Raw genomic sequence first — 23,396 nt, 5'->3', positions numbered from 1 at the left:
TACCTGCCGACCCGCCTCCCGCCTCCTGAGGTCAGGACCGGACGCTTCTCCGAACCGCTACCGCCGGCCCGCGTCCACCGCCCGCAGCGCCGCCTCCACATCCACGTCCAGCCCCTTGTCCTTCAGCGCCGCGCCCAGCGCCGCCAGACACCCCCGCACGGCCCCGAGCGTCGCATCCACCCCGTAGTGATTGACCCGGATCATCTCCTTGGCCAACGCGCCACCCCCGGCGGCCAACGGCACCCCGGGCTCGACCTCCAGCGCCCGAGCCACCACCTCCGACGCCACCACCCCCGCCGGCGCCCGCAGCGTCGTAGCAACGGGAGCGGCCTCCGCGGCCTCGTACACATACGGCTCCACGCCCCCGCCCAGCGCCACCGCCCCGGCCCGAGTCGCCAGCGCAGCGGCCCGGTGGCGGGCCATCACCGCATCCGGCCCGTCCTCCTCGATCCGCTTCACACACGCCTCCAGCGCCAGCATCTCCAACTGCGCCGGAGCATGCGGCAGCACCTTGCGCCCGCCGTCGATCCACCGCTCCTTCCAGTCCAGCAGCGACAGATACGACCGCCGCGGCGCCCCCGGATTCGCCGCCATCCGCGCCCACGCCCGCTCGCTCACCGACACCGCGGACACCCCCGCCGGCCCGCCCATCGCCTTCTGCGCCCCGATCACGCACAGGTCCACACCCCACGCGTCCGGCAGCACCGGCTCGGCCCCGATCGACGCCACCGCGTCGAGGTGGAACAGCGCCCCGTGCGCCCGGACGACCTCGCCGATCTCCGCGACGGGGTTCGTGTTGCCGGTGGCGGCCTCCGCGTGCACCAGGGACACGAAGTCGATCTCCGGATGCTCGGCGAAGGCCTGACGGACCTGGTCCGCCGTGACCGCCGTGTGGAAGGGCACCGCCAGATCGATCACGGTCGCGCCGCAGTCACGCAGCCAGTTCCCGAAGGTCTGCCCGTACGGACCGGTGATCACGTTCAGCGCGGTGGTGCCGGGCCCGGCCGTCCCGCGGATCGCCCCTTCCAGCGGCAGCAGCGCCTCGCCCTGCATGATCACGACGTCCTGTCCGGTCCCGAGCAGCCGTGCCACCCGGTCCTCGATGGAGGCGAAGCGCTCCGCGGTGAGGGGGGCCAGGTCGAGGAAGGGATGGGTCACGGCAGGCACTCTTTTCACATCGGAGCGGGCAGCTGGTGTCGAGCGTAATCGCCGCCGCTGACACGGCTCCGACTGTCGACTTGTCACGACTTCTTAGGCCGGACAGCCCTCCAGCCATCGGTTTGGTTTGAGAGCCTCAAACCTCTCCTTATAATCGGAACCCACAGTTCCCTGACAGGAGGCTCCCCGTGAAGACGACCCTCGGGCGCCGGACCCGCATTCTGGCCGCCACCACCGCGACGGCCGGGCTGGTGCTCGTGGCCGGCTGCACGTCCTCCGACGACAACGGCGGCGGTGAGAAGACCGCGGCCGGCGGCGTCGAGCTCGTCAAGGGTGGCCAGCTCACCACCTGCACCCACCTGCCGTACCCGCCCTTCCAGTCGGAGATCGACGGCAAGGTGCAGGGCTTCGACGTCTCCCTGATCGACCTGGTCGCCAAGGACCTGGGCGTGAAGCAGGAGATCCTCGACACGCCGTTCGAGAACTTCAAGACGGGCGCCTTCCTCAACTCCGGCGAGTGCGACCTCGCCGCCGCCGGCATGACCATCACCGAGGAGCGCAAGAAGAACGTCGACTTCTCGGACCCCTACTTCGACGCCACCCAGGCCGTCCTCGTCGACAAGAACAGCGGCGTGAACTCGCTCGCCGACGTCAAGTCCAAGGGCGTGAAGCTGGGCGCCCAGGCGCAGACCACCGGCGAGGACTACGTCAAGAGCAAGGGCTTCGACCCGGTCTCCTTCGAGTCCTCCGACGCCGTCCTCAACGGCCTGCGCACCGGCCAGGTCAAGGCCGTCGTCATCGACTACCCGGTCGTCCAGGGCTGGCTGAAGGACAAGGCCAACGCGGACAAGTTCAAGGTCGTCGACAACCTCGACACCGGTGAGCAGTACGGCTTCACGGTGAAGAAGGGCAACACCAAGCTCCGCGACGCCATCAACAAGGCGCTCGCCGACGCGAAGGCCGACGGCACGTACAAGAAGCTGTACGAGCAGTGGATCGGCCCCTACGACGAGTCCGCGGCGTCCCCGTCCGCCTCATGACCGCCACGGACATAGAGGTACAGCCAAGGAAGAAGGGCCTCACCCGGCGCCAGAAGCGCAGCCTCTCGCGCGGCGTCCAGTACGTCGTCTTCGTCGCGGCCGTGGTCGCCTTCGCGCTCGCGGCCGACTGGGACCGGCTGCAGAACCAGTTCGCGCAGAAGGACATCGCGCGGCAGATGTTCCCGGACGTCATCACGCTGGCGCTGAAGAACACCGTGCTGTACACGGTGTCCGGGTTCGTCTTCGCCCTCGCTCTCGGACTGGTGCTCGCGCTGATGCGCCTGTCGTCCGTGGGACCGTACCGCTGGGTCGCCGGCGTCTACATCGAGATCTTCCGCGGTCTGCCCGCCCTGCTGATCTTCATCTTCATCGGCGTCGCGGTCCCCCTGGCCTTCCCGGGCACGGAGATCGTCGGCGGGACCTACGGCAAGGCCGCCCTCGCGCTGGGTCTGGTCGGGGCCGCGTACCTGGCGGAGACCTTCCGGGCCGGCATCCAGGCGGTGCCCAAGGGCCAGATGGAGGCGGCCCGTTCGCTCGGCTTCTCGCCCGCGCGGGCCATGATCTCGATCATCATCCCGCAGGCGTTCCGGATCATCCTCCCGCCGATGACGAACGAGTTCATCATCCTCTTCAAGGACTCCTCGCTCGTGCTGCTCCTCGGCGTCACCCTGGAGGAGCGCGAACTGTCCAAGTTCGGCCGCGACCTGGCCAGCACGACCGCCAACTCCACGCCGATCCTGGTCGCGGGCCTGTGCTATCTGCTGATCACGATCCCGCTCGGCTTCGTCGTGCGCCGCATGGAGGCCAAGGCCCAGGAGGCCGTGAAATGAGCCGTCCGGAAATTCAGGTGAAGGACCTGCACAAGTCCTTCGGCGACAACGAGGTGCTGCGCGGCATCGACCTGGAGATCGGCCAGGGCGAGGTCGTGTGCGTCATCGGCCCGTCCGGCTCCGGCAAGTCGACGCTCCTGCGCTGCGTGAACCTCCTGGAGGAACCCACCAAGGGCCAGGTCTTCGTCGGCGGCACCGAGCTCACCGACCCGGACGTCGACATCGACGCCGTACGCCGCCGTATCGGCATGGTCTTCCAGCAGTTCAACCTGTTCCCGCACCTCACGGTGACCGAGAACCTCACGCTGCCGCAGCGCCGGGTCCTCAAGCGGGACAAGGCGCAGGCAGCCCGGGTCGCCGCCGAGAACCTGGAGCGGGTGGGTCTGTCGGAGAAGGCAGACGCCTACCCCTCCTCCCTCTCCGGCGGCCAGCAGCAGCGCGTGGCGATCGCGCGCTCGCTGTCGATGGGCCCCGAGGTGATGCTGTTCGACGAGCCGACGTCGGCGCTCGACCCGGAGCTGGTCGGGGATGTGCTCGCCGTCATGCGCATGCTCGCCGACGAGGGCATGACGATGATGGTCGTCACCCACGAGATGACCTTCGCGCGCGAGGTCGCCGACCGGGTCGTCTTCATGGACGGCGGAGTGATCGTCGAGGACGGCACCCCCGACCAGGTCATCGGCAACCCGCAGCACGCACGCACCCGCCACTTCCTCTCCCGCCTCCTCGACCCGGCGATGGCGGAGGTGGAGGAGGAGACGTCGGACCAGGTGGGCAAGGGCGACTAGCCGGTCATTAGGGTGCAGTACATGAGCGAACGCACGGTGCTGCACGTGAAGGGCCGGGTCCTGGCCGGACCCGACGACGTCCGGGACGAACTGTGGGTCGTCGACGGCCGGATCTCCTACGACCGCCCCGCCGGCGCCCGCGACGTCCGCACCGTCGAGGGCTGGGCGCTGCCCGGCCTCGTCGACGCGCACTGCCACGTGGGCCTCGGCGCGCACGGCCCGGTCGACGACGACATCGCGGAGAAGCAGGCCCTGACCGACCGCGACGCGGGCACCCTGCTGATCCGTGACGCCGGTTCGCCCTCCGACACCCGCTGGGTCGACGACCGCGAGGACCTGCCGAAGATCATCAGGGCCGGCCGGCACATCGCCCGCACCCGCCGCTACATCCGCGGCTACGCGCACGAGATCGAACCGGACGACCTCGTCGCCTACGTCGCCCTGGAGGCCCGGCGCGGTGACGGCTGGGTCAAGCTGGTCGGCGACTGGATCGACCGTGACCGCGGGGACCTCGCGCCCAGCTGGCCGCGCGAGGCGGTCGAGGCGGCCATCGCCGAGGCCCACCGCCTGGGTGCCCGTGTCACCGCGCACTGCTTCTCCGAGGACTCGCTCCCGGACCTGGTCGAGGCGGGCATCGACTGCATCGAACACGCCACGGGCCTGACGCAGGACCTGATCCCGCTGTTCGCCGAGCGCGGCGTGGCGATCGTCCCGACCCTGGTGAACATCGCGACCTTCCCGAAGCTGGCCGACGGCGGCGAGTCCAAGTTCCCCCGCTGGTCGGCCCACATGCGCCGCCTCCACGAACGCCGCTACGACACGGTCCGCTCCGCCTACGACGCCGGCATCCCGGTCTACGTCGGCACGGACGCGGGCGGCACCCTGCCCCACGGCCTGGTGGCGGCCGAGGTGGCGGAACTGGTCACCGCCGGCATTCCGGCGGTCGAGGCCCTCGCCGCGACGACCTGGGCGGCCCGGGCGTGGCTCGGCCGACCGGGCCTGGAGGAGGGGGCCGCGGCGGACCTGGTGGTGTACGAGACGGATCCGCGGGCCGACGTCAGGGTGCTGGCGGCACCGCGGCGGGTCGTCCTGAACGGAGAGATCGTGGGCTGAACCGGCTGCCCGGCCGGTGACTGTGGAGAACATGCGTGCCCCGAGGTTCGAAAACCTGCACGGGAAACACACGTAGGGGTGAACTCCCGTCAGGATGCTGACCCTTCACCCGCCGTGCGCGATTCTTGCCGGGTCCCGAGCAAGTCTCCCCCGAGGGGTTCCCCACCTTGAACGGCAACACATTCCGCATGCCGGCACGCCGTCTCGCCACCGTCGCGACGGCCACCGCCCTGACCGCCGGTCCCGCGGTCCTGGGTCTCGCGGGCCCCGCGCACGCCACCGGCGACGAGGGGCGCGCGAGCGCCGTCGTACTGCGCACCGGGCTCGACGTCAATCTGCTCAACAAGACCGTGAACGTCCCGCTCGCGGTCTCCCTGAACGAGGTGCGGGCGCCGCAGAGCGCCGACAAGGCGACGCTGACGGCCGAGCTGAACGGCGTCGACGGCGGGAAGCCGTTCAGCGTGCTCAGCGCGCAGGCCGCCGCGGCGAAGGCGACGGTCGCCCACGGCAAGGCCGAGGCGTACACCCGCCTCGCCCACGCCAAGGTCCACGTCCCCGGCCTGCCGCTCCTGTCGCTCATCGAGGTCGGCCAGGTCACCTCCAGGGCCACCTGCGAGGCCGGCGAGAAGCCGACCGCCTCCTCCAACCTGCTGGGCGATGTCACCGTGCTGGGCAAGAAGGTCACGCTGACCGCCGGCGGGACCACGAACGTCCGGGTGCCGGGCGTGGGCGAGGTACGGCTGGACTACTCCAAGACGGAGACCACCTCACGTACGGCCGCCGCGACCGCCCTTGAACTCAAGATCGCCGTCAACCCGCTGAAGCTGAACGTCGCCGATGTCGAGGGCACCCTGACCCTGGCCAAGGCGACCTGCGAGACCCCGGCCGCCCCCGCCCGGCAAGCCGCCCCGGGCACGGACCCGGCCGGCGATGTGAAGCCCCAGGGCGAGCCCGCCGGCGACGGCCTCGCGGAGACCGGCGGCAGCTCCATGACGCCGTACCTCGCGGGCGGCGCGGTCGCGCTGCTCCTCGCGGGCGGGGGAGCGGTGGCGTTCGCGCGCCGGAGCCGCGGCTGACGCGGGGTCAGCGACGCGCGAGCGCCACCGCCTGTCCCAGCGCCCCCAGAAAGGCGCCGGCCGTTCCCCGGTCCCGCACCGCCAGCCGCAGCCACTCCTCGTCCAGCCCGGGGAAGGTGTCCCCACGCCGGACCGCGAACCCCAGGTCGCGCAGGTGCCGTCGTACGGACGCCGCCTCGGGCAGGCGTACGAGGACGAAGGGGCCCTCGGCGGGCTCGACGACCCGCAGCCCGGACGAGGCGAACTCGCGGAGGCCGGTGACGAGATGGGCCCGGTCGGCCGCGATGCGGTGGGCCGCGTGGGCCGCCTCCGCCAGGGCCTGGGGGCTCACGCAGGCCTGCGCGGCGGCGAGCGCGGGCGTGGAGACCGGCCACAGGGGCTGGGCGCGCTCCAGGTCGGCGACGGTCTCCGGGGCGGCCAGGACGTAGCCGATCCGCAGCCCGGCCAGACCCCAGGTCTTGGTCAGGCTGCGGAGCACGACCAGACCGGGCACGTCCGTCCGCCCGGCCAGCGCCTCCCGTTCACCCGGCACCGCGTCCATGAACGCCTCGTCCACCACCAGCGTCCGCCCGGGACGGGCGAGTCCGGCGATGGCGTCGGCCGGGTGCAGCACGGACGTCGGGTTGGTCGGGTTGCCGATCACCACCAGGTCGGCCTCCTCGGGGACGGCCGCCGGGTCGAGGCGGAAGCCGTCCGCCTCCCGCAGCAGCACCCGGTCGACCGTGTGGCCCGCGTCGCGCAGCGCCGCCTCCGGCTCCGTGAACTGGGGGTGCACGACGACCGGCCGGCGCACCTTCAGCGCCCGCGCCAGCAGGACGAACGCCTCCGCCGCCCCCGCCGTCAGCAGCACCCGCTCCACCGGCAGCCCGTGCCGCGCCGCCACCGCCGCCCGCGCGGCCCGCCCGTCCGGGTAGGCCGCGAGGGAACCCAGCGACCCGGCGATCCGCTCCCGCAGCCAGGCCGGGGGCGTGTCCGCGCGGACGTTCACCGCGAGGTCGACCAGCGCCGAGCCGTCGTCACGGACCTCGGCGTCGCCGTGGTGGCGCAGGTCGTGCGCCTCAGTGGGCATGGGAGTGGGCGCCATGGTGGTGTCCGTGGTGGTGATGGCCGTGGTGGTGGTCGTCGTCGTCCGGGTGGAAGTGGGGCTGCTGCGGCATGCCGACCTTGTCCTCGAAGCCGGGCAGCGCGATGCGGTACACGCACGAGTCGCAGTTCATCCGCAGATCGCCCTTCACGGCCTCCTCGTACCGCTCCATCACCAGGTCGAGCAGCTCCGGCTCCGGACCGATGACGTCCGCCGAGCGCACCTCGATCTCCGGGTGGGCGGCCGCCCAGCCCTCGGTCTGCTGCCGGACGCGGTCCGGGAGGATGCCGGTGAACAGGAAGTAGGGCAGGACCACGATCCTGCGCGCCCCCAGCTTCGCGCACCGGTCGAGGCCGCTCGGCACGTCCGGTGCCGCCAGCGACACGAACGCCGTCTCCACGCCCGCGTATCCGCGCCCCTCCCACAGCAGCCGCGCCGCCTTGTGCACCTCGGCGTTGGCATCGGGGTCCGTGGAGCCCCGGCCGACCAGCAGCACGGTCACATCGGCCCGGTCGCCGGGCTTGCGGCCCTCGGTGCCGAGCGCCTCGTCCAGCCGCCGCTCCAGGACGTTCAGCAGCGACGGGTGCGGGCCCAGCGGGCGGCCGTAGGTGTACGAGATCCCGGGGTGCCGCTCCTTCTCGCGGGCCAGCGCGGCCGGGATGTCGCCCTTGGCGTGCCCGGCGGACACCAGCATCAGCGGCACCGCGGCGAACCGCCGTACGCCCTGCTCCACCAGTTCGGTGACGGCCTCGCCCAGCGGCGGCGGGGACAGCTCGATGAAGCCGCCCGCGACGGGCAGCTCGGGGTGGCGGCGCCCCAGCTCCCGTACGAAGGCGCGGAACGCCTCGGCCCCGGCGTCGTCCCGGGTGCCGTGGCCGGCGATGAGCAGGGCGGGCGGCGGGGTGGTCACAGTTTCTCCTCGGGATGGGAAGCGGGGTGGTACAGCAGGGCGTTCAGCGCGGCCGAGGCGACCGCCGAACCGCCCTTCTCGGACACGTTGCTCACGGCGGGCAGCCCGCTCTCGCGCAGCGCGGCCTTGGACTCGACCGCGCCGACGAAGCCGACGGGCAGACCGATGACGAGCGCCGGATCGGCGTCCAGCGTCAGCAGCTCCTCCAGTGCGGTCGGCGCGTTGCCGATCACCCAGAGGGCGCCCGGGCCGACCTGCTCGTAGGCGAGCCGGATGCCGTGCGCCGAACGGGTCAGCCCCGGCCCGGCCACGGCGTCCTTCAGCCGGCAGACGGTCTCGCGCCGGGTGATGCCGGCTCCGACCATCTCCACGTCCACGACGACGGGCGCGCCCGCGTGCAGGGCCGTGTGCGCCTTCTCCAGCTCGCCCTCGTCCATGACGAGGTCGGCGGCGTAGTCGAGGTCGGCGGCGGAGTGGATGACCCGCTCCACCACGGCCCGGGTCAGCGGCGGGAAGTGCGAGGTGTCCAGGCGGGCGCGCAGCCGCCGGTAGGACTCCTCCTCGATGGGATGGACGACGCGGTTCACTCGGCGCCCTCCTGCGCTGTCTGCCAGCGGTAGCCGCGCGGCGTCACCATGCGGCCCGCGATGTCCCGGGTCGCCGTGTTGCCCACGGTCACGACCGTCATCATGTCGACGGTCGCCGGGTCCAGGCCGCCCAGTGTCGTGAGCCGACCGGACTCGTCCGGCCGTGACGCGTTGCGTACGACACCGACCGGCGTGGTCGGCTCGCGGTGCTCGGCGAGGATGGCGAGCGCCTTGGGCAGCTGCCAGTCGCGGCCCCGGGAACGGGGGTTGTAGAAGGTGACCACGATGTCCGCCTCCGCCGCGGCCCGCACGCGCCGCTCGATGACCTCCCAGGGGGTGTGCAGGTCGGACAGGCTGATGGACACGTGGTCGTGGCCGAGCGGGGCGCCCAGGATCGCGGCGGCCGCGAGGGCGGCGGTCACACCCGGCACGCCGATCACGTCGATGTCGTCGGACGCCTCCGCGAGCGCGGGGGAGGCCATGGCGTACACGCCCGCGTCCCCGCTGCCGATCAGCGCGACGGCCTGCCCCTTGCGCGCCTCGGCGACCGCCGTGCGCGCCCGCTCCTCCTCGGCCCCGAGCCCCGACTCCAGGACCCGCGTGCCGGGCCGCAGCAGGTCGCGGATCTGGTCGACGTACTGGTCCAGGCCGACGAGCACGGAGGCGCGCCGGAGTTCGGCCTCGGCGCGCGGGGTGAGCAGGTCCCGGGCGCCCGGCCCGAGCCCGACCACCGCGAGCCGGCCGCGCCCCGGACGCCGTACGACGGCACAGGTCGCCATCGCCGGCTGCCCGTCCGCGCGCTCCGACTTCCGCTTCGGTACGAGGAGTTCACCGCCGCGCACCAGGGCGGCGGCCTCGGCCACGGAGGGGGTGCCGACGGCCGCGAGAGGCGCGTCGGAGGGGTTGGGGACCTCCACGGCCGCCAACTCCCCGGCGGAGTGGGTGACGAGCGGGACGCCGAGGCGGGCGGCCGCCTCGACGATGCCGGGCTCGTCGGCCTTGGCGTCGACGGTGGCGAGTTCCGCGAGGGACTTCGGGGAGAGGCCGGCGTCGCCGAGCGCGCTCTCGATCAGCCCGACGATCTCGTCGGCGGGGGCGCCCTTGGAGGCGCCGACACCCACCACGAGGGACGGCGGACGCAGCACGACCTCGCGCTCGGCGGGCTCCACCAGCCGGTCCGTCAGCCGGATCGCGTACGACCCCTCCGCGCCGGCCCGCAGCGGAGGCAGCGGCCACCTCACCTCGGCCCGCAGCGCCACCGGTTCGCCGTCCAGCATGGCCCGCGAGACCCCGGCGACATCGCCCTCCACCGGGAAGCCGAGGGTGTCCAGACCGGGGAGCCCCACGGCGTCCGTCGCCGTGGTCACCACGGGCTCGGCGCCCAGCACCTCCCCGGCCTCCCGCGCGAGTTCGTTGGCGCCGCCGCCGTGCCCGCCGACCAGCGACACGGCGAACCGCCCGCCCTCGTCGACGCACACCACACCCGGGTCGCTCGCCTTCTCCGCCAGCAGCGGGGCGATCAGCCGTACGACCGCCCCCGTCGCCAGGAAGCACACCAGCTGCTCGCACTCCGCGAACGCCCGCCGTACGGCGTCCTTCACGGGCCCGTCGTACACGCGCGTGCGGTCCGGCCACGCCGCGGCCAGCCGGTCCCGCGCCGCCGCCCCCGCCGCGGTGGCGGAAATGAGGCCGATCACTGAGCAACTCCCTCTACGTCCAGGGGCTTTCTGACACCCCACAACAGGAAAACCGGATTGGTCGCCGCGAGCCGGGTCACGTCCCCCGGCAGCGGCGCGAGCCGCGACGACTGCAACAGCACCCCGTCGCAGTCGAACCCGGCACCGGTCAGCGCCGCGCGGGCGGCCGGCACCCGGTCGAGCGCGGCCATGGCCACGACCACCGTCCGCCGGGCCCGCCGCGCGCACGCGGTGACGATGGCGGGCAGCTCCCGCCCCCCGCCGCCGATGAACACGGCGTCCGGATCGTGCAGGTCGGACGACAGGACGGTGGGCGCCGCCCCGTGCAGGACCCGTACGTCGACGCCGTGTGCGGCGGCGTTGGCGCGGATCCGCTCGACGCCGTCCCGGGTCTTCTCGATCGCCGTGACCGCGGCGCCGAGCCGTGCGCACTCCACGGCGACGGAACCCGAGCCCGCGCCGACATCCCACACCAGATCGCCGAGGCGCGGCCCGAGCCGGGCCAGGGCGAGCGCACGTACCTCGAACTTGGTGATCATCGAGTCGCGATGGGCGAACTCGCCCTCGTCCAGCGCCCATCCGGCGGGTCCGGCCGACGGCCCGGCGACCGTCCGCACCCCGCCGAGCGCCCGCGCCTCGTCCAGGCACAGCACCACGCTCACCGCCGACCCCCAGTCCCGGGCGGCGGCCTCGGTGGGCGTCACCCGCTCCACCCGCTCCTCGGCCGAACCGAGCGCCGACGCGACGACCAGGACCCGGGAGTCGGCCCGGTGGACGAGGGCGGCGCCCAGCTCGGCGGGCCCGGAACCCGGACCGGTCAGCACGGCCACCTTCGGGTGCGCCCGGCACACGTTCACCGCCGTCCGCAGCTCCCGCCCGTGCGCGCTGACCACCACGGCGTCGTCCCACGGCAGCCCGACCCGCGCGAAGGCACCGGCCACGGACGAGACCCCGGCCCGCACATCGAGCCGGTCCGCCCCGAACCGCTCCGCCAGCACCCGCACGACGCCGAAGAAGCCGGGGTCACCGGAGGCCAGCACGACAACCCGGCCGTCCTTGTCGAGATGCCGTTCGATGGTGTCGAGGGCAGGCGCCAGCGGTCCGAGCACGACCGTCTGCGCCGACTCCGGCAGCCGTACGGCGTCCAGGTGCCGCCTGCCGCCCACGACGAGCTGCGCCCCGGCGAGGACGTCCTCGGCGAGCGGCGCCCCCGTCCCCGTACCGACGACCGTGATCATGTACTGGCTCCCCGCGCACGCAGCGCCTTACGGGCCTCCGGGTCCGCCTTCCGGTACCCGTGGAAGTGACCGGGGTGATAGAGGTGCGAGCGCGTGCCCTCGGCGGCCAGGGCCGGGCCGACCAGGAACAGGGTGTGCTTCCAGAGCTTGTGCTCCTTGACCGTCTCCTCCAGCGTGCCGACGGTGCACCGCACGATGAGCTCCTCCGGCCAGGTCGCCTGGTACGCGACGACGACCGGCGTGGACGTCGGATACCCGCCCTCCAGCAGCTCCCGCACGAGCTGCCCGCTGCGGGCCGCGGACAGGAAGATCGCCATGGTGGTGCCGTGCTTGGCGAACTCCCGGACCTCCTCCCCGGGCGGCATGGGCGTCTTGCCGCCGCCGAGCCGGGTGAGGACGACGGACTGGGCGACCTCCGGGATGGTCAGCTCACGCCGGGCGAGCGCGGCGACGGCGGAGAAGGCGGAGACCCCCGGCACGACCTCGGTCTCGATACCGATCCCGGCACACCGGTCGAGCTGCTCCTGGGTACCGCCCCAGAGGGCGGGGTCACCGGAATGGATACGGGCCACCTTGAGCCCCTCGTCCCGGGCCCGCTCGTACACGGCGACGACGTCCTCCAGGGACATGGTCGCCGAGTCGAGGATCTCGGCGTCCTCACGCGCGTGCTGCAGGACCTCCGCCTGGACCAGGCTGGCCGCCCAGATCACGACATCGGCCTCGGCGATGGCACGCGCGGCACGGAACGTCAGCAGATCGGCGGCGCCGGGGCCGGCACCGACGAAGGTCACCTTGCCGGTGGGGGCATCGGCCATGGGAATCGGTCCTCTCCTACAGGGATTTCAGCGGGGTCCGGCGGGTCCGGCGGGGGCCGTCGGGGCCATCGGGGATCGGGGTACGGGGCGTTGTACGGACGGTGTCAGAGCTTTCCGCCCCGGCCGCCGTCGCGCCGCGCGGGAGCGATGAGCGTCGAGAGATACGGCAGGGGAGCGCCGTCGAGCTCGGCGGCCGGCCGGATCGACTCCTCCTCCAGCCCGAGCGCCGACCCCCACACCGCGTCCTCGATCCGCCCGGTCTCCCGCAGCGCCTCGGCGACCTCGCCCGCCTGCCGACCGAACTTGTAGGCGACGACGGTCCCGGGCCCGGCGAGAGCCTCCTTGAGCACCGTCGCCCCCGCGGTCACGGGCACGAGGGTGAGCGGCTCGGTCCCCTCGGTCAGCACGGCACCCGACCGCGCGGCGAGGTCCTGCATGGCGGTGATGCCGGGGACGGTCTCGACGACGGTCTCGGGCACCAACTCGCCGATGGTCTGCGCGAGATAGGTGAAGGTGGAGTACACGTTGGGGTCACCGATGGTCGCGAAGGCCACGGCGTCATGCGCGCGCAGCAACTCCGCCACCCGCTCGCCCGCCGCGTCCCAGGCGGCCTCGCGCCGCCCCCGGTCGGTCCGCTCATTGAGGGCGAACACGACCCGTACGACCTTGTCCTCGGGTACGTAATGCAGAACGGTCGCCTCTGCCCGTCCCCGCTCGCCGGTGTCCATGACGGGTACGACGACGACATCGGCGGCCCGCAGAGCGTTGACGCCCTTGACGGTCACCAGCTCCGGATCACCGGGACCGACCCCGACTCCGATCAACCTGCTGCTGCTCATGACGTCCGGCACCTCTCCACGAACCGACGGGCCACACCGGGCTGCGCGGCCCAGTGCGTGTGCAGATAACTCGCGTGCACGCCCTGCTGTACGAAACCTTCGACCCGCCTTTGAGGGGCACGCACACCCCAGGCGGGCGCCGCCCCCGAGCCGGGCTCGACGACGGTCCGATGAAACTCGTGCGCCCGCATTCGGGTCCCGGCCTCGGCGAGCGCACTGTCACTCACGGCCACTGCATCCCGATACCCGAGCGTGAGCCGCTCGCTCATCCGCGCGGCGGCATCGAGCACCCCGCACATCGGCTGCCCGTCGAGCTCCCGGCAGAGGTAGAGCAGCCCGGCGCACTCGGCGGCGACGGGAGCACCGGTCTCCGCGAGGGCGGCGACGGCCTTGCGCAGCGGCTCGTTGGCGGACAACTCGGAGGCGTACACCTCGGGGAATCCGCCCCCGATGACCAGGCCACGGGTCCCTTCAGGGAGTTGCTCGTCCCGCAGCGGGTCGAAGGGCACAACTCGGGCACCGGCGGCGCTGAGAAGCTCGGCGTGCTCGGCATAGGAGAACGTGAACGCAGATCCGCCGGCAACGGCAACCACCAGCCCGTCCGGCGATTGAGGACTAGGCCCTTCGGGCCGATCGGGGGTCCAAGGGGCAGAGCCCCCTGGCGGGGTCGAAGAAGCGGAGCCCCTGGAGGACGGGAAGGGCAGGGGCGGCGGGGGCGAGGAAGCCACAGCCGCAGCCGCATCCCAAGCCGCACCCGGCACCGCACCCGCACTCCGCGCCAGCGCGACCAACGCCTCCAGATCACACCCGTCGGAGACCTGCGCCGCCATCGCCGCAACCGCGTCCACCGCAGCAGCCCGCCTCTCGGCGACCGGCACCAGCCCCAGATGCCGCGACGGCGTGTCCACCTGGGCAACCCGCCGCAGAACCCCCAGCACAGGCACCCCCGCCTGGTCCAGCGCCTCCCGCAGCAACTCCTCATGCCGGTCCGACGCGACCTTGTTCAGAATCACGCCCCCGACCCGCACCTCCGGATCCCAGGACGCGAACCCGTGCACCAGCGCCGCCACCGACCGCGACTGCGACGACGCATCGACGACCAGCACCACAGGCGCCCGCAGCACCTTGGCCACATGCGCGGTGGAGGCCAGCTCACCCTCCCCCGCGGCGCCGTCGTACAGCCCCATCACCCCCTCGACGACGGCGATGTCACACCCCCGCGCCCCATGCAGGAACAACGGCCCGACCAACTCCGGCCCGCACAGATACGCGTCGAGGTTCCGCCCCACCCGCCCGGTCGCGAGCGCGTGGTACCCGGGATCGATGTAGTCCGGCCCCACCTTGTGCGGAGACACGGCGAGCCCCCGCCCGGCGAGCGCGGCCATCAACCCCGTGGCAACGGTGGTCTTGCCGCTGCCCGAGGAGGGCGCGGCGATGACCAGCCGAGGGACGGAAGAAGTCACCACTCGATGCCCCTCTGGCCCTTCTGGCCCACGTCCATCGGGTGCTTGACCTTGGACATGTCGGTCACGAGGTCGGCGAAGTCGACGAGCTTCTCCGGCGCGTTCCGCCCGGTGATCACCACATGCTGGGTCCCCGGCCGGTTCCGCAGCACGTCGATCACCTCGTCGGTGTCGACCCACCCCCAGTGCATCGGGTACGCGAACTCGTCGAGCACGTACAGCTTGTACGTCTCGGCGGCCAGGTCCCGCTTGACCTGCTCCCAGCCCTCCCGGGCCTTCTCCTCGTTGGTCGAGTTGTCACCCTGGATGTCCCGCTGAACCCAGGACCACCCCTCACCCATCTTGTGCCAGTCGACGGACCCGCCTTCACCACTGGCCCCGAGCACCCGCAGCGCGTTCTCCTCGCCGACCTTCCACTTGGCCGACTTGACGAACTGGAACACCCCGATGGGCCAGCCCTGGTTCCAGGCCCGCAGAGCGAGCCCGAACGCAGCGGTCGACTTGCCCTTCCCGATACCGGTGTGCACGACGACCAGCGGCCGATTGCGACGCTGCCGCGTCGTCAGACCGTCGTCCGGCACCACACTCGGCTGCCCCTGAGGCATTACGCGGCCCTCCTCTGTACGTCCTTCACCAGCCCGGCGATGGAGTCCGCCCGCAGTTCGTCGAGCGTCACCGCCGTACCTCCCAGCTCACCCGCGAGCTGCCCCGCGAGCCCCAGCCGCACCGGCCCCGACTCACAGTCCACGACCACGGACGCGACCCCGTCGGCCGCGAACAGCCGTGCCGCCCGCCCGGCAAGGGCAACGGGCTCCGGCCCACCGGTGGCCCGCCCGTCCGTCACCACAACGACCAGCGCCCGCCGCGCAGGATCCCGCAGCCGCTCCACCCGCAGCACGTCATGCGCCTTCAGCAACCCGGCGGCCAACGGCGTCCGCCCACCCGTCGGCAACGACTCCAGCCGAGCGGCCGCCGCGTCCACGGACGAGGTTGGCGGCAGCGCGACATCCGCGGCCGACCCCCGGAACGTCACCAGCCCCACCTTGTCCCGCCGCTGATACGCATCCAGCAGCAGCGACAGCACAGCCCCCTTCACGGCACTCATCCGCTGCCGGGCCGCCATCGACCCCGAGGCGTCCACGACGAACAGCACGAGATTGCCCTCGCGCCCCTCCCGCGTCGCCTGCCGCAGATCGTCCCGGCGCAGCACCAGCCCGGGCCCGGACCGTCCCCGCGCCCGCTGATGCGGCGCCGCGGCCTGCACGGTCGCCGCCAGATGCAGCTTGGTCAGCGTGCCCCGGGGCCGCCGGGCCCCGGTCGTGCGCCCGTGCTCGGTGCGGGCCCGCGAGCGCCGGCCCGCGGCACCCTCGCCGATGCCCGGCACGCTCAGCACCTTCGTCCGGAAGGGCTCGGCGGCCCGCACGGCCTGCTGCTCACCCGACCCGGCCCCCGACGGCTGCGGCTCCCCGCCCTCCCCTGCTTCGGGGCGCGCGGCGGTGTCACCCCCCTGCGGACCGTCGGACTCGGAGGGCGGCTGCCCGCCACCCCCGCCGCCCGGCCCGTCCGGATCGGGGTCCTCGTCACCCTCCTCGTCCCCGGAGAACTCCTCCAGGGTCTGGTCGAGCTTGTCCTCGTCGAGCCCCGGCGCATCGAAGGGGTTACGGCGCCTGCGGTGCGGCAGCGCGAGCAGCGCGGCCTGCCGCACGTCCTCCGCGAGCACATCCGTCCGCCCGGCCCACGCGGCCAGCGCGGTGGCCGTCCGCGCCATCACGATGTCGGCCCGCATGCCGTCCACCTCGAAGGCGGCACAGGTCGCGGCGATCTGCCGCAGCGCCCCGTCACCCAGCCGCACCTGCGGCAGCAACTCCCGGGCCGCGACGATCCGCTGCCGTACGGCCGCCTCCTCGTCGGCCCAGCGTGCGGCGAAACCGGCCGGGTCGTCGTCGTAGGCGAGCCGTCGCCGGACGACCTCCACCCGCTGGTCGGGCTCCCGCGAGGCCGCGACCTCCACCGTCAGCCCGAACCGGTCGAGCAGCTGCGGCCGCAGCTCGCCCTCCTCGGGGTTCATGGTGCCGACGAGCAGGAAACGGGCCGCGTGCCGGACGGAGACGCCCTCGCGCTCGACGTACGACGCGCCCATCGCCGCCGCGTCCAGCAGCAGGTCGACCAGGTGGTCGTGGAGGAGGTTGACCTCGTCGACGTACAGGATCCCGCGGTGCGCGTCCGCGAGCAGGCCCGGCTCGAAGGCCTTCACGCCCTCCGCCAGCGCCCGCTCGATGTCCAGCGCGCCCACCAGCCGGTCCTCGGAGGCGCCGACGGGGAGCTCGACCATACGGGCGGGGCGCCGGGCGCCGCCGCCGTTCTCGTGCGGCCCGTCCGGGCAGGACGGATCCGGCGCGGCGGGGTCACAGGAGAAACGGCACCCGGGGACGACCGCGACCTCCGGCAGCAGCGCCGAGAGGGCCCGTACGGCCGTCGACTTGGCGGTGCCCTTCTCGCCGCGCACCAGCACGCCGCCCACCGCAGGCGACACGGCGTTCAGCAGCAGCGCGAGCCGCAGGTCGTCCTGGCCGACAACGGCCGTGAAAGGGAAGGGAGTTGTCACTTCTCGTCGCCCTCCAGGTCGCCTTCCAGCTCCAGGTAGGTGGCGCGCAGCCGCTCCAGCGTGTCCGCGTCCGGCTCGGCCCACAGGCCGCGGTCGGCGGCCTCCAGGAGCCGCTCGGTGATGCCGCGCAACGCCCATGGGTTGGACTTCTTCATGAAGTCCCGGTTGTCCGGGTCGAAGACGTACTCGGCGCTGAGCTTCTCGTACATCCAGTCGTCGACGACCCCGGCCGTGGCGTCGTACCCGAACAGGTAGTCCACGGTCGCCGCCATCTCGAAGGCGCCCTTGTAGCCGTGCCGCCGCATGGCCGCCATCCAGCGCGGGTTGACCACGCGGGCACGGAAGACGCGGTGGGTCTCCTCGCCGAGCGTGCGGGTCCTCACCTGGTCGGGGGTGGCACTGTCACCCACGTACGCCTCGGGGTTGGCGCCGGTCAGGTGGCGCACCATGGCGACCATGCCGCCGTGGTACTGGAAGTAGTCGTCGGCGTCGACCAGGTCGTGCTCGCGGGTGTCGACGTTCTTCGCGGCCACGTTGATCCGCTTGAACGCGGTCTCCATGTCCCCGCGCGCCGCCCGCCCGTCGAGCCCGCGCCCGTAGGCGTAGCCGCCCCAGACGGCGTACACCTCGGCCAGGTCGGCGTCCGAACGCCAGTTGCGGGCGTCGATCAGCGGCAGCAGACCGGCGCCGTACGCGCCCGGCTTGGAGCCGAAGACACGGGCCGTCGCGCGCCGCCGGTCGCCGTGCTCGGCGGTGTCCTCGTCGGCGTGCGCCTTGACGAAGTTCCGGTCGGCGGGCTCGTCCAGCTCGGCGACCTTGCGCACGGCGTCGTCGATCAGCCCGACGACGTGCGGGAAGGCGTCCCGGAAGAACCCGGAGATGCGGACGGTGACGTCGATGCGCGGCCGCCCGAGCTCCTCCAGGCCGATCACCTCGAACCCGGTCACCCGCCGCGAGGCCTCGTCCCACACCGGGCGGCAGCCCAGCAGCGCCAGGATCTCGGCGATGTCGTCGCCCTGGGTGCGCATCGCGGACGTACCCCACACCGTCAGGCCGACGGACTTCGGATACTCGCCGGTGTCCTGGAGGTACCGCTGCACGAGCGAGTCGGCGAGCGACTGCCCGACCTCCCAGCTCAGCCGGGACGGGATGGCCTTGGGGTCGACGGAGTAGAAGTTCCGGCCGGTCGGCAGGACGTTGACCAGGCCTCGGGTCGGTGAACCCGAGGGTCCCGCCGGGACGTAACCGCCGTCCAGCGCCCGCAGGATGTGCCCGATCTCGTCGGTGGTCCTGGCCAGGCGCGGTACGACCTCGTTGCAGGCGAACGCCAGCACGGCGACGGCGTCCGGCAGTTCGGTGCCGAGGACGTCACGGACGAGGGAGGGAACGGCCGAGACATCCCACGCTCGGGCCTCCATCCCCTCCGCGATCCGCCGGCACAACTGCTCCAGCAGGTCGATGGCGTCGGCGGCCGTACGGGACGGGCCCTCGACCAGGTCCGTCAGCTCGACCGGCACCTTCACCGGAGCGCCCGGCTCGGCGAGCAGTTCCTTCTCGACGAGCCCGAAGTGGGCCGCGAGGCAGGCCCGGAGCCCCGGCAGCGCGTTCGCCTGCCCACCCCACACCTGCGAGGCGCGCAGCACGGCCAGCACGAGGTTGACGCGCGGCTCGCCCACCGGGCCGCCGCCCAGGATGTGCAGTCCGTCGCGGATCTGCACGTCCTTGATCTCGCACAGATAGCCGTCGATGTGCATGACGAACTCGTCGAACTCGTCGTCGTCCGGCTGCTCGTCGACATGCAGGTCGTGATGGAGCTCGGCCGCCTTGACGAGGGTCCAGATCTGCGCCCGGACCGCCGGCGCCTTCGTCGGGTCCAGGTCCGAGACCAGCGCGTACTCGTCGAGGAGCTGCTCCAGCTTGGCCAGGTCGCCGTAGGTGTCGGCGCGCGCCATCGGCGGCACCAGGTGGTCGACGACGGTGGCGTGACCGCGGCGCTTGGCCTGGGTGCCCTCGCCGGGGTCGTTGACGATGAAGGGGTAGACGAGCGGCAGATCGCCGAGGACGGCGTCCGGGGCGCAGCCACCGCTCAGGCCCAGCCCCTTGCCCGGCAGCCACTCCATCGTGCCGTGCTTGCCCATGTGCACGATGGCGTCGGCGCCGAACGAGTTCTCCAGCCACCTGTACGCGGCCATGTAGTGGTGCGACGGCGGCATGTCCGGGTCGTGGTAGATCGCGATCGGGTTCTCACCGAAGCCGCGTGGCGGCTGGATCATGACGACGACGTTCCCGAACTGGAGGGAGGCGAGGACGATGTCGTCCCCGTCGACGTACAGCGACCCCGGCGGCTCACCCCACGCCTCCAGCATCGCGTCCCTGAGCTCCGGGTCGAGCTTGTCGAACCACGCCTGATAGTCGGCCAGCGGCACCCGGGCGGGCGCGGCGGCCAGCTGGTCCTCCGTCAGCCACTCCACGTCGTGTCCGCCGGCCTCGATGAGCCGGTGGATCAGCTCGTCGCCGTTGTCCGGGTACTCGGTGAGCCCGTACCCGACCTGCTTGAGCGCGTCCAGGACCCGTACCGCCGACGCGGGCGTGTCCAGGCCGACCGCGTTGCCGACGCGCGAGTGCTTGGTCGGGTAGGCGGTGAAGACGAGCGCGAGCTTCTTGTCGGCGTTCGGCTTGTGCTTCAACTGCGCGTGCCGTACGGCGATCCCGGCGACCCGCGCGGCCCGCTCCGGGTCGGCGACGTACACGGGCACGTCGTCCGGGCCCTGCTCCTTGAAGGAGAACGGGACGGTGACGATGCGGCCGTCGAACTCGGGGATCGCGACCTGCATCGCCGCGTCCATGGGGGAGAGGGCGGCGTCGGACTCGTCCCAGGCGGCCCGGGTCGAGGTGAGGCAGAGGCCTTGCAGCACCGGGATGTTCAGGTCGGCGAGCGCCCCGATGTCCCAGGATTCCTCGTCACCGCCCGCCGACGCCTGCGAGGCGTGGGTGCCGCCCGCCGCGAGGACGGTGGCGACGAGGGCGTCGGCCTTGCCGAGGATCTCGAACAGTCCCGCGTCCGCGCCCCGCAGCGAACCGCAGTACACGGGAAGGGCGTTGGCGCCGCGTGCCTCGACGGCGTCGCACAGGGTGTCCACGAAAGCGGTGTTGCCGCTCAGCTCATGGGCCCGGTAGAAGAGCACGCCGACGGTCGGCCGACCGCTGACCAGCGGACGCTCGCCGTGGACGCCGTACTCGGGCATCTTCTGCGGCTCGACGAACCCCTCGCCCGTCAGCAGCACGGTGTCGGAGAGGAACCGCGCCAGTTCGGTGAGGTTGGCGGGCCCGCCCTCGACGAGGTACTTCAGCGCCTCGGCCACGACACCGGCCGGGACGGACGACTCGGCCATCAACTCCGCGTCGGGGACGGCCTCGCCGCCCAGCAGCACGGTCGGCACACCGGACGCCTTCAGCTTGGCGAGCCCGTCCTCCCAGGCCCGCTTGCCGCCCAGCAGCCGTACGACGGCGATGTCCGCGCCGTCGAGCAGCGCGGGCAGTTCGCCGTCGACGTCCACGCGCGTCGGGTTGCCGATCCGGTAGTCGGCGTCCGAGGCGGCCCGGGCCGCCAGCAGATCCGTGTCGGCGGTCGACAACAACAACACAGTGCTCATGCGGGCGCTCCCGGTGGAATGAAAGGCAGTCCTTGCGGCGCGCCCGACTCGATGAGCCGCCAGAGCGCGTCCGTGTCCGCGTGCTGTTCGATCAGGTCGCCGAGCCGGTCGAGCTGCTCCTCGCGCAGCGCGGCGAACGAGGTGTCGGCGGCCGGCAGGAAGCGGCGGCCCGCGGCGGTCGCCACCTCCCGCAGGAAGGCCCGCCGGAAGCCGTCCGACTCCAGCGAACCGTGCCAGTGCGTGCCCCAGGTCTGGCCGACCCGGCAGCCGTCCAAGAAGGGTTCGCCGCCCATGACCTCGGCGACCCCGTGGTGGATCTCATAGCCCTCGACGTGCTCGCCGAGAGCTTCCCCGGTCGGCCGGGTGAGGGTCTTCTCCCGCGCGAACCGCACCCGCACGGGCAGCACACCGAGCCCCTCCACCTGCCCCTTGCGGCTCTCGACGTCGTCCTCGATGTGCTCACCGAGCACCTGGAAGCCACCGCAGATGCCGAGGACGGGCCGCTGCTCGGCGGCCCGGCGCACGAGGGCCTCGGCGAGCCCCCGCTCCCGCAGCCACTCCAGGGCGCGCACGGTTCCCCGCGTGCCGGGGATCACCACCAGGTCCGCGTCGGCGAGCTCCTCCGGCCGGTCCACGAACCGCACGACGACACCCGGCTCGGCGGCCAGGGCGTCGACGTCGGTGAAGTTGGACATCAGGGGGATCGCACAGACGGCGACCCGGAGCACGTCCTCGCCCACGGGCGGGGCGGTGTTCGACTCCCGCACGGTCCCGCGCAGGGACACGCGCAGCCCGTCCTCCTCGTCGATGCCGAGCCCGTGCCGGAAGGGCAGCACGCCGTACGTCCGCCGCCCGGTGAGCCCGTGCAGCATGTCCAGCCCCGGCTCCAGAAGGCTGACGTCCCCCCGGAACTTGTTGACGAGGAACCCGGCGACGAGCGCCTGGTCCTCGGGGCTGAGGAGTGCGACGGTGCCGAAGAACGAGGCGAAGACGCCGCCGCGGTCGATGTCCCCGACCACGAGCACGGGCAGCCCGGCGTTCCGGGCGATCCCCATGTTCACGATGTCGGTCCGCCGGAGGTTGATCTCGGCGGGACTTCCCGCCCCCTCACAGATCACCGCGTCATACGTGCCCCGCAACTCGGCAAGACAGTCGAGCACGGTCCCGAGCAACTTCTGCTGCCGCCCGCCGTGGTATCCGCGGGCGCTCAGCTCACCCACCGGCTTGCCCAGCAGCACGACTTGGCTGCTCTGCTCGCCACCGGGCTTGAGCAGCACGGGATTCATCAGCGCGGTCGGCTCGACGCGACAGGCCTGCGCCTGCATGGCCTGCGCCCGCCCGATCTCCGCACCCTCCCGGGTGACGAACGAATTGAGGGACATGTTCTGCGCCTTGAAGGGCGCGACCTTGACGCCCTGCCGCACCAGCCACCGGCAGATCCCGGCCGTGACGACGCTCTTCCCGGCGTCGGAGGTGGTACCGGCGACGAGAAGCCCACCACCCGTCATGACGTACGTCCTCTCCTGAAGCGGCCTCGTGTCAAGAGCCGTGCGCCGACGCACACGCCCAGCGCGAGGCGGCTCACGCGCTGCGAGAGGCGTACGGCACGCTCGATGTCCGCGACCCGGACGGCGCGTCCGGTCGCCCCGTTCAGCACGGGCCGGTGCTCGACCCGCCCGCCGTACGACAGCGTCCCGCCCAGCCGCACCCCGAGGGCCCCCGCGAACGAGGCCTCGACGGGCCCGGCGTTGGGGCTCGGGTGCTGCGCGGCATCGGCACGCCAGGCCCGTACGGCGCCCCGCGGGTCACCCCCCGCGACGGCGGCCAGTACGGCGGTCAGCCGCGCGCCCGGCCAGCCCGCCACGTCGTCGAGCCGGGCCGAAGCCCAGCCGTAGCGCCGGTACTTGGGCGACCGGTGCCCCACCATGGCGTCCAGCGTGTTCACGGCCCGGAACCCGAGCAGCCCCGGCACACCGCCGACAGCCCCCCACACGAGCGCCCCCACCACCGCGTCCGAGGTGTTCTCGGCAACGGACTCGACGACGGCCCGGGCGATCCCGTCCGCATCCAGCGACTGAGGATCCCGCCCGCACAGATGCGGCAGTCGCTCCCTGGCTCCCTCGACGTCCCCCGCTTCGAGGGCCCGCCCGATGACCCGCGCCTCGCGCGCGAGTGAGGTCCCGCCGACAACGGCCCAGGTGGCGGCGGCGGTCAGCGCGACGGAGGCGGTACGGGAGGGACGTACGACGTGCTGCGCCACGGCGCCGAGTGCGGCCGCACCGCCCGCACACACGGCGGTGTGCAGCACGCCCCATCCGCGGTGATCCCGCCACAGCACCTTCTCCACGGCACCGGCGGCCCGCCCGAACGCGGCGACCGGGTGCCCCCGGCGCGGGTCGCCGAGCAGCAGATCACCGAGAAGTCCGGCGGCGGCGCCGTACGCGAAGACGCGATCGGCACGCATCGGGGTCAGCCGACCGTCGGTTCAGACGTGGGTCCG

General features: G+C 72.8%; 19 protein-coding genes. 5 read left to right on the top strand and 14 right to left on the bottom strand.

Going from position 1 to position 23,396, the window contains the following annotated elements; all coding sequences use genetic code 11:
• Positions 1-57: 57 nt before the first annotated feature.
• Positions 58-1,158, bottom strand: a complete 1,101-nt coding sequence (locus ACIBU0_RS22500; protein WP_398821025.1) for a pyridoxal-phosphate-dependent aminotransferase family protein — start codon at positions 1,156-1,158, stop codon at positions 58-60.
• Positions 1,159-1,346: 188 nt separating this feature from the next.
• Between ACIBU0_RS22500 and ACIBU0_RS22495 the strand changes: the two genes are divergently transcribed.
• The 5 genes from ACIBU0_RS22495 (at position 1,347) to ACIBU0_RS22475 (ending at position 6,005) form a co-directional block, all read left to right on the top strand.
• Positions 1,347-2,198, top strand: a complete 852-nt coding sequence (locus tag ACIBU0_RS22495) for a transporter substrate-binding domain-containing protein (protein WP_398821023.1) — start codon at positions 1,347-1,349, stop codon at positions 2,196-2,198.
• Positions 2,195-3,028 (top strand): amino acid ABC transporter permease, encoded by an 834-nt coding sequence (locus ACIBU0_RS22490; protein WP_398821021.1) that lies wholly within the window; start codon positions 2,195-2,197, stop codon positions 3,026-3,028. Before ACIBU0_RS22495 ends, ACIBU0_RS22490 begins: the two co-directional genes overlap by 4 nt.
• Complete coding sequence (locus tag ACIBU0_RS22485; protein WP_398821019.1) at positions 3,025-3,816, top strand: amino acid ABC transporter ATP-binding protein; 792 nt, start codon at positions 3,025-3,027, stop codon at positions 3,814-3,816. Before ACIBU0_RS22490 ends, ACIBU0_RS22485 begins: the two co-directional genes overlap by 4 nt.
• A gap of 21 nt (positions 3,817-3,837) precedes the next feature.
• Positions 3,838-4,929, top strand: a complete 1,092-nt coding sequence (locus ACIBU0_RS22480; RefSeq protein WP_398821017.1) for an amidohydrolase family protein — start codon at positions 3,838-3,840, stop codon at positions 4,927-4,929.
• A 167-nt stretch (positions 4,930-5,096) separates the two neighbouring features.
• Positions 5,097-6,005, top strand: coding sequence for an SCO1860 family LAETG-anchored protein (locus ACIBU0_RS22475; RefSeq protein WP_398821014.1), 909 nt, complete (start codon positions 5,097-5,099; stop codon positions 6,003-6,005).
• A gap of 7 nt (positions 6,006-6,012) precedes the next feature.
• On the opposite strand, the gene cobC is transcribed toward ACIBU0_RS22475, so the two are convergent.
• The 13 genes from cobC to ACIBU0_RS22410 all read right to left on the bottom strand — a co-directional run bounded on the left by cobC (position 6,013) and on the right by ACIBU0_RS22410 (position 23,360).
• Complete coding sequence (cobC, locus tag ACIBU0_RS22470; RefSeq protein ID WP_398821012.1) at positions 6,013-7,089, bottom strand: Rv2231c family pyridoxal phosphate-dependent protein CobC; 1,077 nt, start codon at positions 7,087-7,089, stop codon at positions 6,013-6,015.
• Positions 7,064-7,999, bottom strand: coding sequence for a sirohydrochlorin chelatase (locus ACIBU0_RS22465; RefSeq protein ID WP_398821010.1), 936 nt, complete (start codon positions 7,997-7,999; stop codon positions 7,064-7,066). The genes cobC and ACIBU0_RS22465 overlap by 26 nt, the downstream gene beginning before the upstream one ends.
• A complete protein-coding gene (locus ACIBU0_RS22460) occupies positions 7,996-8,586 on the bottom strand; it encodes a precorrin-8X methylmutase (protein WP_398821008.1) in 591 nt (196 codons plus the stop codon). Before ACIBU0_RS22460 ends, ACIBU0_RS22465 begins: the two co-directional genes overlap by 4 nt.
• Positions 8,583-10,283 carry a precorrin-3B C(17)-methyltransferase gene (cobJ, locus tag ACIBU0_RS22455; protein ID WP_398821006.1) on the bottom strand — a complete coding sequence of 567 codons (1,701 nt, stop codon included), beginning with the start codon at positions 10,281-10,283 and terminating at the stop codon, positions 8,583-8,585. The genes ACIBU0_RS22460 and cobJ overlap by 4 nt, the downstream gene beginning before the upstream one ends.
• A complete protein-coding gene (gene cbiE, locus ACIBU0_RS22450; protein WP_398821004.1) occupies positions 10,280-11,521 on the bottom strand; it encodes a precorrin-6y C5,15-methyltransferase (decarboxylating) subunit CbiE in 1,242 nt (413 codons plus the stop codon). Before cbiE ends, cobJ begins: the two co-directional genes overlap by 4 nt.
• Complete coding sequence (cobM, locus tag ACIBU0_RS22445) at positions 11,518-12,336, bottom strand: precorrin-4 C(11)-methyltransferase (protein ID WP_398821002.1); 819 nt, start codon at positions 12,334-12,336, stop codon at positions 11,518-11,520. Before cobM ends, cbiE begins: the two co-directional genes overlap by 4 nt.
• A 104-nt stretch (positions 12,337-12,440) precedes the next feature.
• On the bottom strand, positions 12,441-13,187 hold the full coding sequence (cobI, locus tag ACIBU0_RS22440; RefSeq protein WP_398821000.1) for a precorrin-2 C(20)-methyltransferase: 747 nt from the start codon (positions 13,185-13,187) through the stop codon (positions 12,441-12,443).
• On the bottom strand, positions 13,172-14,638 hold the full coding sequence (locus ACIBU0_RS22435) for a cobyrinate a,c-diamide synthase (RefSeq protein ID WP_398820998.1): 1,467 nt from the start codon (positions 14,636-14,638) through the stop codon (positions 13,172-13,174). The genes cobI and ACIBU0_RS22435 overlap by 16 nt, the downstream gene beginning before the upstream one ends.
• Positions 14,635-15,243, bottom strand: coding sequence for a cob(I)yrinic acid a,c-diamide adenosyltransferase (gene cobO, locus ACIBU0_RS22430; RefSeq protein ID WP_398820996.1), 609 nt, complete (start codon positions 15,241-15,243; stop codon positions 14,635-14,637). Before cobO ends, ACIBU0_RS22435 begins: the two co-directional genes overlap by 4 nt.
• A complete protein-coding gene (locus ACIBU0_RS22425; RefSeq protein WP_398820994.1) occupies positions 15,243-17,243 on the bottom strand; it encodes a putative cobaltochelatase in 2,001 nt (666 codons plus the stop codon). Before ACIBU0_RS22425 ends, cobO begins: the two co-directional genes overlap by 1 nt.
• Complete coding sequence (cobN, locus tag ACIBU0_RS22420; protein WP_398820992.1) at positions 17,240-20,896, bottom strand: cobaltochelatase subunit CobN; 3,657 nt, start codon at positions 20,894-20,896, stop codon at positions 17,240-17,242. Before cobN ends, ACIBU0_RS22425 begins: the two co-directional genes overlap by 4 nt.
• Positions 20,893-22,404, bottom strand: coding sequence for a cobyric acid synthase (locus tag ACIBU0_RS22415; RefSeq protein ID WP_398820990.1), 1,512 nt, complete (start codon positions 22,402-22,404; stop codon positions 20,893-20,895). The genes cobN and ACIBU0_RS22415 overlap by 4 nt, the downstream gene beginning before the upstream one ends.
• Positions 22,401-23,360, bottom strand: coding sequence for a cobalamin biosynthesis protein (locus ACIBU0_RS22410; protein ID WP_398820988.1), 960 nt, complete (start codon positions 23,358-23,360; stop codon positions 22,401-22,403). Before ACIBU0_RS22410 ends, ACIBU0_RS22415 begins: the two co-directional genes overlap by 4 nt.
• Positions 23,361-23,396: the final 36 nt, after the last annotated feature.

The organism is Streptomyces sp. NPDC049627, assembly GCF_044465645.1.
Taxonomy (GTDB): Bacteria; Actinomycetota; Actinomycetes; order Streptomycetales; family Streptomycetaceae; genus Streptomyces.
This window is presented reverse-complemented; position numbering and strand designations above follow the sequence as displayed.